The organism is Methylobacterium sp. E-012, assembly GCF_057836545.1.
In genome coordinates, this window is record NZ_JBYQEY010000001.1 from 1 (window position 1) to 17,514 (window position 17,514).

A 17,514-nucleotide genomic window follows, 5' to 3' on the forward strand; every position below is an offset into this window, starting at 1 on the left:
GCATGATGGTGAGCACGCAGGTCGTCACCCCGGGGTCGGCCGGATCCGGCGAATGGCCGAGTAGCGCCCGGTCGTAGGTGTCGATCTTCCAGAAGAAGCTCTCGCTCCCGACCTCGACCGCCCCAAAGTCGTGCTCGCCGTCAGGGTCGTTGTCGGCGTCGAAGCTGGCGAAGCGTTGCACGGCCAGCAGCAGGGTGATTCGGTCTGCCTCCTGCAGCTCGACCACCGCCGGGGTCACGACGACCCGCCCACCGGCAAAGCTGCGCCGGAAGGCATCGTTCAGGGCCCGCACCCGCTCGGCGGGGTCGTGCAATGCGGGGCTATCTTTCGAAGGCGCGGATCGGTGGCTGGCGGCGTTCAGAATCGTGATGGTCACGAGGCGCTCCTGAAACGAAGAAGGGGCCCATGAGGGACCCCTGCGTGATGTCGGTAAGATAGGTTTGACGGACTGCGGCCCTGGCACCTTTTGCCCGTGCTGGCGATATTCGTCGGAGGGGCGGTGGCGGCATTACAAGCCTGCGATCGACGGAGGGTGAGGCGTATCAAATATAGGAATATAAGCATTAAATCAAGGTTACGGCGGCGGCAGGGCTTGAAGCCAAGAGCTTCGGTCAGAGGTGCACGGCAGGTTTCTCGTCGCCCCTACACGAGATGCATGAGCTACACGGAGTTTTGCAGCGGTAGGTGTGGGGTGGCGGCCAGGCGCCGGGATGCAGTCGCCCAACCCCCGTCGATGCACTCAAACTCTAGCACAACGCTGCCAAACGCCCCCCAGAACACGTCAGAACGCCGTTCGTTGGTTTTACGATCGTTGTGATCAACGCCGAGCCGATCGCCCACGCTTATGGCCAAGCTCAGCCTGGTCGACGGCATTTACCCGTCCAGCTCGAATTTGAAGCGACTCGATCATCGGCCTTATTCAAATTTTTTCACAGTCAACGAACAACTCGGAACAGTCTCTGCGTCACTGCGGGATTCAGGATGAGTGGGATTAGTCTGAAACGCTAGGCTCGGTTAACAACGTGAGGGCCGCTACCTCAGCACCAGCCGCGACACGGTTATATCACGACTTAAATCGCTGCTGAACATAATCAGTTAGAGAGTTGCCGGCCAGCTCCTGCGTTGTGTTGCCGGCCCGGACATAGAAACGCGACGTGTTTCCGTCCTTCACGAAACATGGCTTATAAGCCGGATCTGCCCGCACAACGAGAACGCGTTTGTCCTGGCTGTCCTCAAAATGCACGTGCGCGTAGGTTAGAAACACATCGCCGAGCCGCCCCTTGATCAAGCTGATTAAATGTTGACCCATCTTATCTTCATTCTCGAACCCATCCGCCGCAAGTCCGAGGGCAACCCCGGCGTCCGAAACCCCGATCAGAAGCGTCCCGCCTTTAGCGTTCATGAAGCCTGCGATGGATTTGAGTGAGGCCAGATGCATCTTCTCGTCAAATTGACCGGTATGTAAATTGGTTCTCAATGTCGATTTAAACTCGATGCCGTCGCCTTCACCCGAGGCTAAAAGTTCCTGAATGTTAATAGCAAGAGTTTCCGGCTTCGGTCCGTGATTGCAAAGCTTGCTGTAAGCTTCCCGAATGAGCGCGGCCATTCGCGACCTGCGTGCCTTGAGGAATTCTTCGTATGGCAGGCTCCACCATTCATGAGGTAAAGCATGCCACTTGAGCATCTGATCACGATCGAGCCCACTCATGGCCGCGTCGAACGCAGGCGCGTAGTCCTTGGGGGCTTTGTCGGAAATGACGAGGTTATCCGGCCACTCGACTACAGCGAAGTTAGCGATCTGATTGACCTCGCGAATCTCTGTGATCCCCTGTTTCTTGAGGTATCCGCGGGGGAAAAGATGATGTTGTTCGAAAGCGGCCTTCGGACCCTTCACCGCGGGATCGATCATATCCGCGACCTTCAAGGGACTGTAGAGTGCCTTTGCGTTCAGCAATACGAGAGCCGCTTGGTAGGCGAAGCGAGAGGGGCTGCGCGAGGCGGCCGTGGCCAGCGCGTTTGGTAGGGTGATCTCCCAGTAGTCATTCGTTAGTGTGGTTTCGCAGATTTGACGGAGCATAGCGAGATAGGCTTCGCCCGATTGAAGACCGCGCAGCTGTGCGATGTCGAATTCAAAGCTGGTTTCCGGAGAACTCGTATAACGCCCAGTCATTGAGGCCATGAAGAAGAACTCGGCCACAGCCTGACGCATGATTGTTTTTGGAATGCTGTGGTCGACGATGCCGATCATGAAGAGAACGTAGCTGTATATGATCGCCGTCTGGGACGAAATCATATTTTGGTGGCGATAGCCTGCGAGTGATAGAGCGCCGAGGAAAAAGTGCCAGTTCGTGAGGTTTAGGGCTTTGGTTTGCGCCTCTGCCACCATCGCGAATTGTGCCTTGCTCTTTTCCTTGTCGACCTCCCCCGTCATGGCGTCCCGCCCACGGAGGACGCCGTAGACGTTTTCTAGCCGTGCTCTTTTCAAGCCCAGGCCGACGCTGACACGGAGCATCTGATCCGGAGCCGGCTTGATGAAGTGATTGAACGGGGACGCCCTGTCGGGGGTCGGCAAGGTAGCCGCGCGCGCGAAGGTCTCCAACTCAACACGCCCCTCTTCCCACGACACCGACATGAGGGTCATGATGAAGTCGGATTGGTTTAGCTTCTTGCCTTCACCATTGATTCGGACGAACACTTCAGCGACAATGTCCGGTCCGACCGAGGCGTTCAAAGTCAGGGTTGTAAACGAATATGATTGAAGCGCATGCAGTTCGCTGATCGATTGATGTATTTTGTTGATCTCTAGTTCTGAAACTTCACGTGATTTCTTCAAATCATTTATGAAGGCGGACGCAAAAGGATATAGGGCGGTGCCCGTCTTCCATATCTCCGAGATATCCGGGATGTAGGATTTGTCCTTGATCGTAGAGGCGTCTGCGACATCAAAACGCTCTTTCAAGGGGTCGAAGGCAATCTTGATCCGCTCCTTACGGAAATCGGCTCGCAAGACCTCTTTACCTTTCATCACCGCGTAAAGTGAGGTCAGTCTCTGTTGGCCGTCGACGATCGCCAGGGAGGCGGGCTTGCTATCGGCCGCGGCACCAATCGCCTTGACGGCGCTGTCCATGCCGGTTTCCCAAAATAACAGGTAACCGGCAGGGTAACCCTTGTAGAGGGAGTCGAAGAGGTTCCTGACGTTGACGTTCGGCCAGACGAAGGGACGTTGTAGGTCGGGGAGGCCAATTTTGCCGTGCTCGATGTCCACGACCAATGACGATAGAGGATATGACGTCGTTGTGAACAGAGGCATCGTAGCTGAGCACCCTACCGAACCACGTGCGGAACTGTGCAAGGCATAAGCCTCGTTTCGCATGCTGTCGATGCCAACCTACTATTCGAGTCGGGGGTGGTCTCTGGCCTGCCCCCATCCGGTGGCCCAGGTTTGAAGTTAGTGCATCGTCGGTCGCGTGACGATGGCGGGGCGAGCGGACGGTACTGAGCCGCCCGGTTCCGGTGGCCGGATGACGACCTCCGGCGCAGGCGGGCAGTAGCCGAGTGACGAGTGGGGTCGGATGCTGTTGTAGTACCTCCGCCATCGCTCGATCACGACGCTGGCTTCCTTGAGGGTGTAGAACACCTCGCCGTTGAGGAGTTCATCCCGTAGCTTCGCGTTGAAGCTCTCGCAGTACCCGTTTTCCCAAGGACTGCCCGGCTCGATGTAAGCCGTCTTCGAGCCGACCGCTGTGATCCAGTCTTGGACGGCTTTGGCGATGAACTCCGGGCCATTGTCCGAACGGATATGCTCGGGCACGCCGCGCAGGCTGAACAGATCCGAGAGGACATCGATCACGTCGTACGCCTTCAGCTTACGGGACACACGGATGGCCAGGCACTCACGGGTGAACTCATCGACCACGTTCAGCATCCGATACTTGCGCCCATTGTGCGTGCGGTGCTCGACGAAGTCGTAAGACCAGACGTGGCCGGGCCGCTCCGGCCGCAAACGGAGGCAGGAGCCATCGTTGAGCCAGAGGCGGGCTCGCTTCGGCTGTCGCGCTGGAACCTTGAGCCCCTCCAGCCGCCAGATCCGTTCGACCCGCTTCACGTTCACCGTCCAGCCATCGCGGCGGAGCATCGCCGTGATCCGACGGTAGCCGTAGCGCCCGTACTGGAGAGCCAGTGCGACGATGGCGGCGGTCAATGCCGCCTCGTCCTCGACCACCACGGCGCGCTTGCGCTGTGTCGAGCGGTGCTGACCAAGAACGCGGCAAGCGAACCGTTCCGACACGCCATGCTCGGCCACGACGTAGTCGACGCAAGCCCGGCGGCGAGCCGGGCTCAGAAGTTTCCCGAAGCTGCCTCCTTCAGGATGAGCTTCTCCAGCGTCAGGTCCGAGATCGCCCGACGCAGGCGCAGGTTCTCCGTCTCCAAGGACTTCAGCCGCTTGACCTGATCACCCTTCAGGCCGCCGTACTCGGATCGCCAACGATAGTACGTGACCTCCGTCACCTCGATGGATCGGATTGCTTCGGAGACCTTGCGGCCCTGCGAGACCAAAACATCGACCTGACGCAGCTTCGCGACGATCTCTTCAGCCGTATGCTTCTTCCGACGCATCATAACATCCTCCACATGGCGCGAAGCCATACCTCAGGGAGGACCACTTTTCAGGGGGCAGGCCACATCGCCCCATCTGGGCCGAGCTAGTATCTCTTGAGCGCGTTTGGTCGCGCTTGATAATTCGCCATCAGCATCCGATGTGATTACTTTTGATTCACCGCAATCAGGTTCGGCCTGAGGTGACGTGCCAACGCCGGATTTGCTCTTTTGATCTTGGTCATATGCATTCAAAAGTCTAATTGCTTCAACGAGATTACGCCGCGCCTCCTGACGATACCGCTTCTGATCGGCCTCCTCTTCTTTACCAAACATTCGATCGCTATATGACGCCGCAAGCAGTGCCGAGGCATGGCTCGTCAAGATGGCAGCCTGCCAACCCATTTCTTCGCCCTTGAACCCTCGGATATCGCCAAAGCAAGAGAAGTCTACATTCTTGATGTTTTTCGAAATCTTTATGATCGCCGGAGATATTCGGTCTAAATTTGCGGCTGATTTGACATATGCATTAGCCGCAGACGTAAAACTCGACATTAGCAGTCTTTCATAGTACGATTTTGTTCTGCACTCACTTGACCATTTCTCTAATTGGGGATTGCCAAGAAGTGACTGATAAGCTGGGAATGTATGAGAAACATAATTATAATAAAACGGATTCCTTTCTGCGTCCGGTAGATTGTTTGATAGTAGAATTGCCAGCTCAATCTGAGCTCGCATCAAATGCCATGGATGCGCTTTGGCACGATTAATTTCGATCCAAGTGGCGAGTTCCAATATAGCCCGGTCCGAAGAGCCGACTGCGCTCAAAACATAGCTAAGAAGAATGGTTTTGTATGGCAAAGCGTTGTTTGCCAGCGTAGGCGCGAAGTCGGCTGAGGCAATCGCTTGTTTCGCATGTTCGCAAATCTCATTTTTGTCTCCAGCGAGTGAGATGTACAGTTGAGCCTGATTTATCAACGATCCTATCGAATTTTTCATAAGGCCTGACACGATAGTCGCCTTGTTGATATTTTCAGGGCGATTTACCATTGCACTCATGGCCTGAATGAATGGTTTGATATCTATTAGTAGAAGCCTGTAATCAAGGTATCGATTGGAATATGCCTTTAGACACATCTCAACAGGCTTGAGTTTATTAAGAAATTCTAGGTCGCTTTCGTAGTTCTTTAGGGTCACTTGATCTTGATCGGCACTTCTCGATTCAGATGGATTTATACTATCAATTATTGAAATGTATTTTTTGTCGCGTTGCATCATTCCGTGGCAAGCATCCGGTGTCGGTTTGCCATTTTGTGACTCTTCTTCAGATATGTTCATTATTGTATCGATGGCCGACGGAAGATCATTTGCGCCAACTTGGATAGCCGATGATCCGCCCGGTCCTGCGATGAACGTTCCCGCTTGTGTTTGAGTCGACTGCCTTGCGTCAAATGTAATCGACCGGTGATGTAATCGCCATAACCGTGAAAACGGTCGTAAAATTTTTGCTCCGAGGGTATTTTCTGCAAATTGCAATGACGAACAGAACGGTTATAAATAATGGAATTAAATTCACGAGGCGACGGGTTAATACCGAGTCACCAATCAGCGGCTGGGCGAGCCAATTCAAGGCGACAAAAAGGGGTGGGTGAACGTCAATCAGCCAGCGATCTCTCACCGTTTCCGCCAAGGGTAGATCGTGTTTTGAAAGCCATAGCGTCCAGAATTCATCCAGCCATGGGCCGCGCTGCCAAGCGGCCCATATCGTCAGACTTACAATAAGGAAGAATATTAAGCCATTCTGTACAGTGATAAGCCGAACAGGCCGCTCTTGGCTGTCATCTTGCAGCCAGATCTGTAAATTCGATGGCCTCATGGCCAATCGTTTAATCGTCATTTATGGATCTTCCGGGCTGGCAAGTCTCTGATCCTTCTGCCTGCGTTCACATGTGGGCGCTTCGGTTGATGAGCGCGAAGCCCTTGATGTGAACACTCAATGCCGATCACTTGAGGTTATGTTGGGGACGGTTTTACACTACGGCTTTTAGCAAGGTTCGTACCATTTGCCGCTCTACAATAATCAGTTCTGCTTCGGACGTCGATGGCTCAAGGGAAGATCCCTCCGAATCAGCAGGAGCAAGATAAAAGTCGGCCAATGCTTCGATCATAAGCAAAGGAAAGGTTAAGATTTCGACGCGCTCGATCAGTCGGCGCTAAGGGCCCGGCCGATTTATCTACACTGTTCGGAAGAAGGTGCTTCTCGACGATGCAGGAGCTGTGTGCTGCCAGGGACTGCAAATAATGACCGGGAGCGCTCCCTCAACTAACCGGCCGCGCATGGGGTCGTATCTTGCCGCACCGGACCCATTTTGAGAGACGAATCGCCGTTACGAGAATACACTTGCGCGTCACTCACTATGATGACCGCCCCGAGGGTGTATTCTCTAAATAAAGCGAACGACTGGCAAACAGGAAATATGGTCGATATAGTCCGAGAATGTCGTTCTCGCGGCCGCGTTTGAACACACCCATCCAAAGTACTATATTACACCCCAAATGGGGGCGTAGACATTTTCTTCGTTAGAGATGCGACACGCATTCCTTCGGCGCATCTGTCACGTACGGAGTGATCCATCAACCGCCAGATGGTGCAGCTGTATGAATGGAACAACGGCGGCACCTGATCCGGAATGGTACTCGTTTCCCGATCCACCGGCCGCGATCGATGTCAGTTCCTGACGCGCTGATCGATCGGCCTCCCCGTTAGGAACGCCAGGAGTCATTCACATCGAACCGCGGCGCGCGTGCCTCAGCGGCTGCCGCGCTGGGCCAGCACCGCCGGGACGGTGCGCAGCATGATCGCCAGGTCCCGGCGCAGGCTCCAGCGGCTGGCGTAGTCCAGGTCGAGCGCAACGCGCTCGGCGTAGCTCGTGTCCGAACGCCCCGACACCTGCCACAGCCCGGTCACCCCGGGCGGGACGGCAAAGCAGGTCGGAAACGCCCGGCCGTAGCGGGCGACCTCGGCCGGCACGATCGGGCGCGGACCGACAAGGCTCATCTCGCCGCGGAGCACGTTCCACAGCTGCGGCAGCTCGTCCAGAGAGGTCTTGCGCAGCACCTGGCCGATCGGCGTGATCCGCGGATCGTTGGTGAGCTTGTGGGTCTCGGCCCACTCGGCTCGCGCCTGCGGGTCGGTCGCCAGATGCGCGGCCAGCACCGCCTCGCCGTCGGTAACCATCGAGCGGAACTTCAGGCAGCCGAAGCCGCGCCCGTCCCGGCCCAGGCGCATGTGGCGGAAGATCGGCGCGCGCCCGTCCCCGGCCCAGACAAGGCCGGCGATGAGCAGGAGAAGCGGCAGCAGCAGGAACAGCGCGGTGGCGGCCACGCCCACGTCCAGCGCGCGCTTGGCCGCCCAGTTCAGGCGCAGGCCACGGGCCACGAACGGCGTCGCCGGAAGCACCGTGACGCCCACGGCCTCGGCAGCCCCGCTCACCTGCCCGACCAGATGGCCGGTCACGTGCTCGGCGACCTCCGTCATCTCAACCAGACCGTGCGCCGCAACAAAGTCGGCGGACGCGGCAGGCTCGGCACGAGTCAGCATGGTCTCAGCTCCTTTGGCGAGCCCAATGGCGAACGTTAATGATTGGTTATTGCGCCGCTCATAATCTGATATTTCCGGGTCGGCAACCCCGATTTTGGGAAAAATCATAGATTAGAGCAGGTTTCGCTAGGGCGGCGGGCATCCATTAGGCTTGATTCGGACACGCTGATGCCACCGATACGGAAACCCGCCCGGTAGTTTCTACTGATACGTATTAGTTATCCGGCTGTCTGATCAGCGCAGCCGGGATTTGACGACTCGGCGAAGCCTCGCGTCGCGCAGGGTCCTGAACGCATCACATGGGTGGCCAAAGCCGGCCGGGTGCGTACGATGCGATCGCTATTGCACCGCGACAAACCCCAAACGGTCGAAGGGCCAAAACCGTTGCAACGCCGCGCGACCGTGCAACACGGTCTGCGAAACGGCACGCCATCGGCGCGCGCGGCGTGAAAACCGGTCGGCACGGGGCGAGACGTCAGATCCCCCGGCTCAGCTTGCCTGGACATACGACGGGAAGGGCGCGGAGAACGCCGTTGGTGCGACCTTCGGGATGCTCGACCCGCTTCGGCAAGCCGACACCCTCGTTATCGGCTGGGATCGCGAGCCGGTCCGTTTTCTCAGGCATTCTGCGTCGTATCGGGCCGGACGACTGCCAAAACGGCCACTTCAGAAATCGCTGTTGCGAAGGGTGCACCTGGACGATCCCGGGTCCTTGTCGGACCACAGCATCGTGCCGGATACCGGAACCGGCACGATGCTGTAGGTTTTTAATTGTGCATCGTTTTTTCCGAAAGCCGGGGACCGCCTTTCGGGACGAAGCTCCAGTTCGGGGCCCGCGCTCCGAAACCCGGGTCTGCCTTCGGTCATGCGAACGCCGCTTCGTCGGCTGGGATGCAGGGAGGTCGGAGACGCGCTCGCGCTGGATTGGAGCCTGCGTCAGTCGCAGGCCTGATCCACGTTTTAACCCAGCCTGATACCGAACCTGGAAGAGCCCGACTGATCCGGGGGAGTGCGCCCGACGGCAGGACGACGGCCGTCCTCCAAACCTCCGAGATCTAGGAGACATGGCATGACGCCGTGGAAGGTAACGTCGAACGTCCCGGGAGCGAGGGTCAGGATGAATGCATCTCGCTCTCCGCGTCGGTGCGGTCACGATGATCTATGGCAATGCCGGCGCCCATCTGCTCGCATCGGCGGAGCCAGGCCGATCCCGTGCGCGCGTCCGGATTTGAAATGTGGCTGTCTGCGACATCCTAGAGAGCGCTCGGAATGCGCCCTCAGCGGCCTTTGGCCGACCTTCCTATAATTCGGGCCGTAGGTATCGGCACCGGCTCTGAACGGCGCCCGTAACACCGCAGGACGAATGCGACGCGCCGCCTCTGGAGCCGTTTTCGAGCGCGTTGCAATCGCAAACCGCTCTAAACCTTTGTTGTGACGCGCGCTCTTGCGCCGAAACGGTGCCCACGTCCGTGGAGAGCGCTCTAGCCGGTGAGCCGTTGGAACAGCAACACCAGGATCCAACCTAGGAAGCCTGTCCAGGTCACGACCACGAGCAGCACGGTGATCAAGATCGCGACGGTGCCGTAGCGCGCGAACAATCGCTGGCCCAGACTGCGTCGACGACCCGACAGCTTCAAACTGTCCTTACCGTTTTGAGACGAATCCATGGCCCCAACCCTCGCACACAGGTTGAGACGCAATGACCTGTCCTGACAGCTCGCGAAAGCCGGACCGCCTTCGAGATCGGTGAATGTGATGAGCGAGCCCGGTGGGATTCATGTTTCGCCGCGCATGGGTCTCATGAGGGCGCCGAGCAGGAAGCCGAGCTGACCGCAAACGAGCAGGGTTAGGCCGCGGCGCATGCCACCACCGGCGCTGAGATGATGGACGTACACACCGTAGGCCAGTTCGGTGGCCACCACCGGCAGAAACGCAAGGAGCCACCACACCGAGCCGAACCGCCCCAGACCCAGCCCGAGCAGCGCGTTCAGCAGCAGACCCTTCATCGCAGCCCGTCCCCGTCCAAGCCCGGGTCAGGTGGTAAACCGATCCCGCCCCCCGCGCCATTGCGGCTGATTCCGCGACGCGCGTGTCTCAGCGGCTGCCGCGCTGGGCCAGCACCGCCGGGACGGTGCGCAGCATGATCGCCAGATCCCGGCGCAGGCTCCAACGGCTGGCGTAGTCCAGGTCGAGCGCAACGCGCTCAGCGTAGCTCGTGTCCGAGCGCCCCGACACCTGCCACAGCCCGGTCACCCCGGGCGGGACGGCAAAGCAGGTCGGAAACGCCCGGCCGTAGCGGGCGACCTCGGCCGGCACGATCGGGCGCGGACCGACAAGGCTCATCTCGCCGCGGAGCACGTTCCACAGCTGCGGCAGCTCGTCCAGAGAGGTCTTGCGCAGCACCTGGCCGATCGGCGTGATCCGCGGATCGTTGGTGAGCTTGTGGGTCTCGGCCCACTCGGCCCGCGCCTGCGGGTCGGTCGCCAGATGGGCGGCCAGCACCGCCTCGCCGTCGGTGACCATCGAGCGGAACTTCAGGCAGCCGAAGCCGCGCCCGTCCCGGCCCAGGCGCATGTGACGGAAGATCGGCGCGCGCCCGTCCCCGGCCCAGACAAGGCCGGCGATGAGCAGGAGAAGCGGCAGCAGCAGGAACAGGGCGGTGGCGGCCACGCCCACGTCCAGCGCGCGCTTGGCCGCCCAGTTCAGGCGCAGGCCACGGGCCACGAACGGCGTCGCCGGAAGCACCGTGACGCCCACGGCCTCGGCGGCCCCGCTCACCTGCCCGACCAGATGGCCGGTCACGTGCTCGGCGACCTCCGTCATCTCAACCAGTCCGTGCGCCGCAACAAAGTCGGCGGACGCGGCAGGCTCGGCACGAGTCAGCATGGTCTCAGCTCCTTTGGCGAGCCCAATGGCGAACGTTAATGATTGGTTATTAAGGCGGTTTGTAGCGACCAAAACTTGTTTTGACAAGCAGGTCGTCAAAGCTTTTGACCTTAGAATTGAGGTCAAGAAGGGCCAAAAGTGAGGCCATCGGCCCAAGACAATCGCGGACACAGGACCGGCAAGTCAAATACACGGCGCGGCAGAAACTACGTAGATGGATCGGTTTTATTCGCATACGTCGGACACATTGGAAAAATTACTATCGCAAGAAGCATCTATCCCGACCCCAGAGCTCTTGGGGCATGGGGATTTGATTATTTTTTAGAAAATACAGTCCGATTTTAATTCACGATCGATGGCTAGCTGGATGAACGTCATCTTACACCAGCATCGAGAACGACGCCGACGCTATGATGTCGTTGCGCCGTGGACGTGTGAGCAGATGCGAGATAGCCCGTCACAAGGCGGCGCGATTTGCCGAGTTGACGCCACCGCGTCGCCTCCGAGACCCATGGACTCGATGCATCGCATACCAATCGCCACCGATGACTCACGGCCGAGCACAACCCCAAAAGCGGACGCACCTGGTCAGGCACTGCGGCGCGGGGACCGATACAGCGTCGGCTTATTCAATAGCATCGCGAACCGGGCGGACCACGCCACCTCCGCAACCGCCGATATCTGTGACCGACAGCGCGAACCGCCCCCAAAGACCGCCCTGGTTGCTATGCACCATAAAATTGGCTATACTGGCTTTTACAACACAATCTTTATAGTAATGTGTCAATATTAATCCAAAAATCCGATCCGCTGGTGACCTTGCTGTTCCGGAAACATGTGCCTTCAGGATGATCTGTGGCCGATAAATCGCGAAGATCCGATACTAGAGATATGAGTGCTCGCACAATTTGCTTTAATCGCTCACTGGACCGAGTCGGATGCTAGACAAGACACAAATCTTCAAATCCGATCCACTACAGGAGAGCAGAAGCCGCGATCGACGGCATACTGGCCTGGAGGATTTATTTGATTTTCTGCTGAAATGGGCGCGCGTTATTGGCGGAAGCGCCATTCTTTTCGCGCTTCTAGCATTCATATACGTGCATCTCTCGCCTCCGGACTTTGTGGCGTCTGCGCAGATACTTATCAACCCGCCACAGCCGCAGCAGCTCCTGAAACAGGATTCGGGCCTCATCGATCTCACGCTCAACAACTCCCAGGTTGAGAGCCAGATCGAGATTATGCGGTCGTACAGCACGATTCTGCCGGTCGTTCAGGATCTGAAACTCGATTCCGACGACGAACTGGCGTTGCCGAACCGGGCCGACGCAACATCAGCTAGCAACAAGCAGCTTTACGGGGTCGTCGGCCGTTTTGCCAGCCGCTTGGATGTGAAACGCGTTTCCCAATCATACATCATCCAAGTTTCGTTCCGCTCGCAGAGCTCGAGCAAAGCTTCGAAAATCGTGAATGCACTGTGCGAAGCGTATATCAAAAATCAGCTCGCGAGGAAGGTCGAAGACGCAACCCGCTCACGCGAGTGGTTGGAGCACCGGGTGCAACAGTTGCAAACGCAGTTGCACAAGGCTGCGCACGACGCCCAAGATTTCCGAACTGGCGTCAGCGGCCAATCACAAGCCACTGGGCAATTGGATGCCGAGGTCACGCTCTCGCAGCTCGACAGTGCAACGACTACGTACAGAAAGATGTATGAGTCTGCTCTGGAAAAGCTAACCGAGAATGTCCAATCGACCTCGTTTCTCGTCGCCGATGCGAATATCGTGTCTTCTGCCAGCCCCGAATTAGCACGCATCTTCCCCAATCCGAAGCTTGTCATCGCCGTCGCCCTACTCGGCGGCGCGTTGTTCGGAATCAGTGTTGCTGCCCTTCTCGACTCGCTGGACACCTCGGTACGATCGCCGTCTCAGGTGGAGGACGAACTGGATTGCCTCTGCTTTGGAAAAGCAAACCTCGCCAAGGGGGCCAGGCGTGCGCTCCGGAATAAGGCCCACCTGAAAATCGAGACGCGAACAAAGTTCTTCCTGAACAGGGTCATGGTTGCGATCGAAAGCGCGCATCTGCAGAGTTCGTGTCGCAATATCGGTATTCTCGCTGTTTCAGAGGGGGATGCTTCCGCGGTCCTCACGAAGCAGTTGGCGAATGCGCTTGCTCTGTCGGGTAAGAAAACCTTGATCGTGGATGCAAGCCTATCCAGAGCGAATCCCCTGTCGGCCCTCGCCTATGCATCAGGCTTCAACCCGCCGGTTCAAGCCGAGCACGACGAAGCGGTCGATGATCGGAGTCGCATTGTGCAGGTATCTTCGAACCTGTCGATCATTCAATTGGAAACGCCCATCGATGCGGGTTCGACCTTCGGCACCATGTCTGAGAAGCTTATTTTCTCGTCCGTGGCTGGGGTATACGACAACATCATCGTGTGTCTTCCCAGCCTTGCAGTGATGCCACCGTCGCTGTCGTTGCTGGCGCATACGGACGCGGTCATCTTGGTCGCGCATCTTGGCAAATCGCCCAAAGAGAGTGTCGCTGAAGCGGCAGAGTTCATCCGGGCGAGCGGGACACTCCTGCTCGGCGTCGTCTTAGACGAGTCGAAAGCCTGAGCCACCAAGCGAGACCTGCCGCCTTAAAGCTGGCAGAGCCGCTTTCCTGCACACGTGCCCCGGCGCCCTCTGAGTGCCGGTTACGCCTTCGGGATGAGGTTTTGCGGGCATCCGCACGATGTTCGCAGTGCCAATCAGAATCAGATCAACGGCCTCCGGACGACTTAACGTCTTCACGATCCATGCTCCGCAGCAGCATCGATTATATGGCCTGCCTAAGGCGCTCCTGGGGCAGCAATAGAGTCTTACGGCTCCGGCTCGCCGATAGGAGGTGTGCTACATCTAAAAAGCATCGAGATTGATCTCTGGCAGCAATAAATCTGCAAATCTGTCAATTGATCGAATCAATAGAAGCGATTTTATTGGAAATCTTTGAGTTCCGGATTGTTGGCAAAGAGAAAGACGACACAGGCTATAGACATAATGCGGTTCGCAATACTGATCTAATATTATGCCCACTCATTCGTGATTTTGCCGTACTAATGGCTTTCCGACATCCTTTTATCTATAATCGGAGTGGACTTTGTCCTCCAGTGCACTAGTTATGTTCAGCTTTCCATTTGTCAACTTGCGAGAGATTAAGGCCAGTGCCTATATCAGTCCCGGCACCACACATGACCCCGATCAACGTGATGTGTGCGGCCGATCGGAACTACGGCTCCTATGCCGGCATCGTCATGCAATCCGCGATGTCGGTAACGCGAGACGCGAAGATCCATTTCCATCTTCTTTCAGACGGAGTTCATCCACGCGACATCGTAAAATGCCGAATGATCGCTCGCGAGCACGGAAATGATTTTTCAAGCTACGAAATTTCATCGAAGCTCACGAATCTTCCCAAAGCATTGCGTATGGCGAATCATCTGAGCAGGGCGGCTTATTCACGCCTACTGTTTGCCGACCTACTGCCTACGTCAGTGCATCGGATCATCTACCTGGACTGTGATGTGGTTTGCAGGCGAGATTTAACAGAATTGTGGGAACTGGGGGCTGATGTCGACGTGCTCGGTGCCGTCCGAGACCCGTGGCTGGACCCCGACACAAATCTAAAATCGTCCTTGGGCTTGTCCCCAGATCAAATCTACTTCAATTCTGGTGTTCTGCTCATAAATGTTGACGCCTGGCGCGCGGAAAATACCGAAGCGCGGCTCTGTGACTTCGTATCGTCGCGGCCCGACATCAAGCATGCCGATCAAGACACGTTGAATGCGGTTCTTAGCGCGCGCCTGACTGAGGTGCCCGAAAAATGGAACATGATGATCGATCATCCGCGACGGGAGGACGAGGGTCATTTGCGCGACCATGCCGCGATCCTACACTACGTCGGCGGTTTCAAGCCCTGGCACCTCGGTTATCACTTGACCAACCCGCTGAAGGGTAAGCCCTATGCTGCCGAGAAACGGCATTCACCCTGGCGATCAAAATTCCCGGATTTTCAGTGGCGGCGCGTGACCAGAAAATTTCGATCGCTCGTTCGGACCTGAGCCGACATGTTGTCCATGTGTTCTAAGAGCGAGTTCAGGGATATGGCTGCACGATATGCCAGGGCGACGCTGCTCCTCGTCGTCACCGTCTTGTCGATCTCGCGCGCTTTTGCCAAGGATGACGAGCCGAGTTGCGCCGACCTGATCGGTGGCCTCAGGATAAAATCCGGCATCGATTACGACACGGCTGCCGCCAAGCTAAGATCGAAGGGCTGGCGTCAGACTTTCACGACGACCCAGAATATCGGCGCGTGGACCAAAGGTGGGCGCGCGATTTCGGTGACGCTCAATCTCGGAAGCGGCACTTCCGTGACAACTGTCGGTGCCGTGCGGTGCCGCAATTGAGCGTATGGGACGCCGGTTCGTCTCGGATGAGAAGTTCGTTGGAGACGGGCGGAACCCTGCCTAACGGTGGTCTGGCCCACTGCTCGGGATCGATCGCAGCAACATCGACGTCCAGATTTTCGTTCCGTAGGCGGGCGAGGAATCTTTAGATCCCGATCAACGGGGAAGAACATACTTCGCAACAGCGGGAAGATGTTCACGCCAGAGCGCGCTTTGGATTTGGTAATGACTGAGATTTTGGTCTGACATCTTGTAATCTTGAAGTGCGACGATCGGATTTCCGCAAAAATAGGGCCGCCGGGGCGGCCGGGGATAATAATTGAAAAAGATCGCCGCGCGGTTCTTGCCGGTCGCGGGTCGGCCGCGATGATAATAGCGCGCGGTGTCGCAGAAAATGACGCTTCCGCTCCGACCAACGCATGTTACGATGTCACTCGCTTCGATGGGTTTCCCCACGATCCTTTCAAGCTTGTCGTGTCTCACCGGGCGTTTGTATGGGCGCCCACCTTTGAAAATTCGATTGCGGACCATTTCAAATGGGCCGCCGTCCATGTCGACATCATTCAAATATATCGCAATTTTGACAATGCTCTCGTCTTCTCCGTCGAGATGCCAAACACGAGCGCCGCGTTCTCGACCATCCGCCAATGTGTAAAATAGATTGAACCCTCCGAACGCGACCGGCAGCCCGAGATAGCCCTCGACAATTTGCAAAAGCTTTTCATTGAGTCCGAATAAATAGATCGCAGGCCGATTCGCCAGTTCGCGTTTGCTGGCCTGAATCAGATACGGATCATTGTGATGGGCGGAGGCTTCGGCAAGCTGCAACTCGATATCCCGACACACGTTCTGCGCCTGCTCCAGCATCGGCACGACGCCGTCGAGGTTCAGATCATCGAGGTGGGCTTGATAAATTCCATCCTCGCACAGGGACGTTACAATCTTCCGCTCCGTCTCATCCAAGGAGTCGGTCCGTGACTGGTGCGTGGCGCGGAGCGAACTATAGTAACGTTCTATTCTCTGTGTTGCCAATTTAGTTGACAAAAATCCGTGCAACGCGTTCCGAGCAGTACTTTCGAATTTTCGACGGACACGCTTCAAGACGTACATCTTGCCAAACCCTCTTGTGTGCCCGCTCCTCATGCAATCCCTATGCCTGATAGCAATAGGCGAGGCGCTTTATGTTTATTCATTGAACGCAGATTTAGACCTCGAATCTTGAATGCGGTTATTGTTAGCACCAAATATTCGACCCTTGTCAAGCAATTCGTATTTCCGGTCCATCGCGAGAATTTTAATTTATAGGCGGCGAATTCAAAGGTATTATACTCCATTCTGGCATCTTAGAAGGATATTGAGGTGCGGGATCTCCCCCATCGCGGAGTCGTTTGGGGTTTGAGGATTCGATTGATCCTGTTGTCTTCGCGAGTACCGTCATGAAATACGGCAATGCTGTGGTTCGCTCGGTGCAGGCTCGTATATCGATCGTCGTAGATCTTGTTCACTGGATCGGTCAGTCGGGTATGGATTGTCTCCTCCCCGGCTAAACCATGCTTCGTTCATAAGACCCTGGTCCTGAAGTCGAAGATGCCTTGTCGCATCGCGCTTCGAAAATAAATTTGCGGTCGAAAGCCGTATCGTTTTCGATTTGATTTCGAAGGCCAGTGGGGTTCCGGTCCCTCTTTAGCTATTATCGGCAATATCCCGTGTATCATTTCATCTCATGGCACATCATTGCGATTTAATATTGTCTCTCCGCTTTAGATTTTTAAAACTATATTGCACGCTCTGCATTTCTTTGAGAGTTCGGACCGGATCCCGGCCCGAGGGCGCGGCAGGGTTCGTATTGTTTCGACCCGTCGCGTCGGGAGGACCGCGAGGGGGGATTCTCATGCGCCGCCCGCGCATCGATGGATCACCCATCCGAGATTTTGCATAGGGTCGCGTCGAATAATACTCGGGTCGAACCGCGCAAGGCCAAGCC

13 protein-coding genes are annotated in these 17,514 nt (G+C 56.8%); 3 read left to right on the forward strand and 10 right to left on the reverse strand.

Annotated elements, in window-relative coordinates; translation table 11 throughout:
* The 9 genes from AC3IF1_RS00005 to AC3IF1_RS00045 all read right to left on the reverse strand — a co-directional run.
* Positions 1 to 376: DUF3768 domain-containing protein (locus AC3IF1_RS00005; RefSeq protein ID WP_489214870.1), on the reverse strand; the 376-nt coding region annotated here is incomplete at its 3' end.
* 687 nt (positions 377 to 1,063) lie between these two features.
* A complete protein-coding gene (locus AC3IF1_RS00010; protein ID WP_489214872.1) occupies positions 1,064 to 3,265 on the reverse strand; it encodes a GmrSD restriction endonuclease domain-containing protein in 2,202 nt (733 codons plus the stop codon).
* Between the two features lie 183 nt (positions 3,266 to 3,448).
* A protein-coding gene (locus AC3IF1_RS00015; RefSeq protein ID WP_489220288.1) for an IS3 family transposase occupies positions 3,449 to 4,617 on the reverse strand; the annotation gives its coding sequence in 2 pieces (ribosomal slippage) (positions 3,449 to 4,353 and positions 4,353 to 4,617; 1,170 coding nt in all).
* A gap of 33 nt (positions 4,618 to 4,650) precedes the next feature.
* Entirely contained in the window at positions 4,651 to 5,934 is a 1,284-nt protein-coding gene (locus AC3IF1_RS00020; RefSeq protein WP_489214874.1) for a hypothetical protein, read from the reverse strand.
* A gap of 109 nt (positions 5,935 to 6,043) precedes the next feature.
* Entirely contained in the window at positions 6,044 to 6,493 is a 450-nt protein-coding gene (locus AC3IF1_RS00025; protein WP_489214876.1) for a hypothetical protein, read from the reverse strand.
* Positions 6,494 to 7,405: 912 nt separating this feature from the next.
* Positions 7,406 to 8,197 carry a sugar transferase gene (locus tag AC3IF1_RS00030; protein ID WP_489214878.1) on the reverse strand — a complete coding sequence of 264 codons (792 nt, stop codon included), beginning with the start codon at positions 8,195 to 8,197 and terminating at the stop codon, positions 7,406 to 7,408.
* A gap of 1,481 nt (positions 8,198 to 9,678) precedes the next feature.
* Positions 9,679 to 9,864: a hypothetical protein gene (locus tag AC3IF1_RS00035; RefSeq protein ID WP_489214880.1), complete on the reverse strand. Its 186-nt coding sequence runs from the start codon at positions 9,862 to 9,864 to the stop codon at positions 9,679 to 9,681.
* 108 nt (positions 9,865 to 9,972) lie between these two features.
* Positions 9,973 to 10,203, reverse strand: coding sequence for a hypothetical protein (locus AC3IF1_RS00040; RefSeq protein WP_243965135.1), 231 nt, complete (start codon positions 10,201 to 10,203; stop codon positions 9,973 to 9,975).
* Positions 10,204 to 10,291: 88 nt separating this feature from the next.
* On the reverse strand, positions 10,292 to 11,020 hold the full coding sequence (locus tag AC3IF1_RS00045) for a sugar transferase (protein ID WP_489214882.1): 729 nt from the start codon (positions 11,018 to 11,020) through the stop codon (positions 10,292 to 10,294).
* Between the two features lie 1,001 nt (positions 11,021 to 12,021).
* Here AC3IF1_RS00045 and AC3IF1_RS00050 point away from each other — a divergent pair.
* The 3 genes from AC3IF1_RS00050 (at position 12,022) to AC3IF1_RS00060 (ending at position 15,530) form a co-directional block, all read left to right on the forward strand.
* Complete coding sequence (locus tag AC3IF1_RS00050; RefSeq protein WP_489214884.1) at positions 12,022 to 13,701, forward strand: GumC family protein; 1,680 nt, start codon at positions 12,022 to 12,024, stop codon at positions 13,699 to 13,701.
* A 614-nt stretch (positions 13,702 to 14,315) separates the two neighbouring features.
* Complete coding sequence (locus AC3IF1_RS00055) at positions 14,316 to 15,185, forward strand: glycosyltransferase family 8 protein (RefSeq protein ID WP_489214886.1); 870 nt, start codon at positions 14,316 to 14,318, stop codon at positions 15,183 to 15,185.
* Between the two features lie 42 nt (positions 15,186 to 15,227).
* Positions 15,228 to 15,530: a hypothetical protein gene (locus AC3IF1_RS00060; RefSeq protein WP_489214888.1), complete on the forward strand. Its 303-nt coding sequence runs from the start codon at positions 15,228 to 15,230 to the stop codon at positions 15,528 to 15,530.
* A 156-nt stretch (positions 15,531 to 15,686) separates the two neighbouring features.
* Here AC3IF1_RS00060 and AC3IF1_RS00065 read toward each other — a convergent pair whose 3' ends face one another.
* A complete protein-coding gene (locus tag AC3IF1_RS00065) occupies positions 15,687 to 16,493 on the reverse strand; it encodes a phytanoyl-CoA dioxygenase family protein (RefSeq protein ID WP_489214890.1) in 807 nt (268 codons plus the stop codon).
* Positions 16,494 to 17,514: the final 1,021 nt, after the last annotated feature.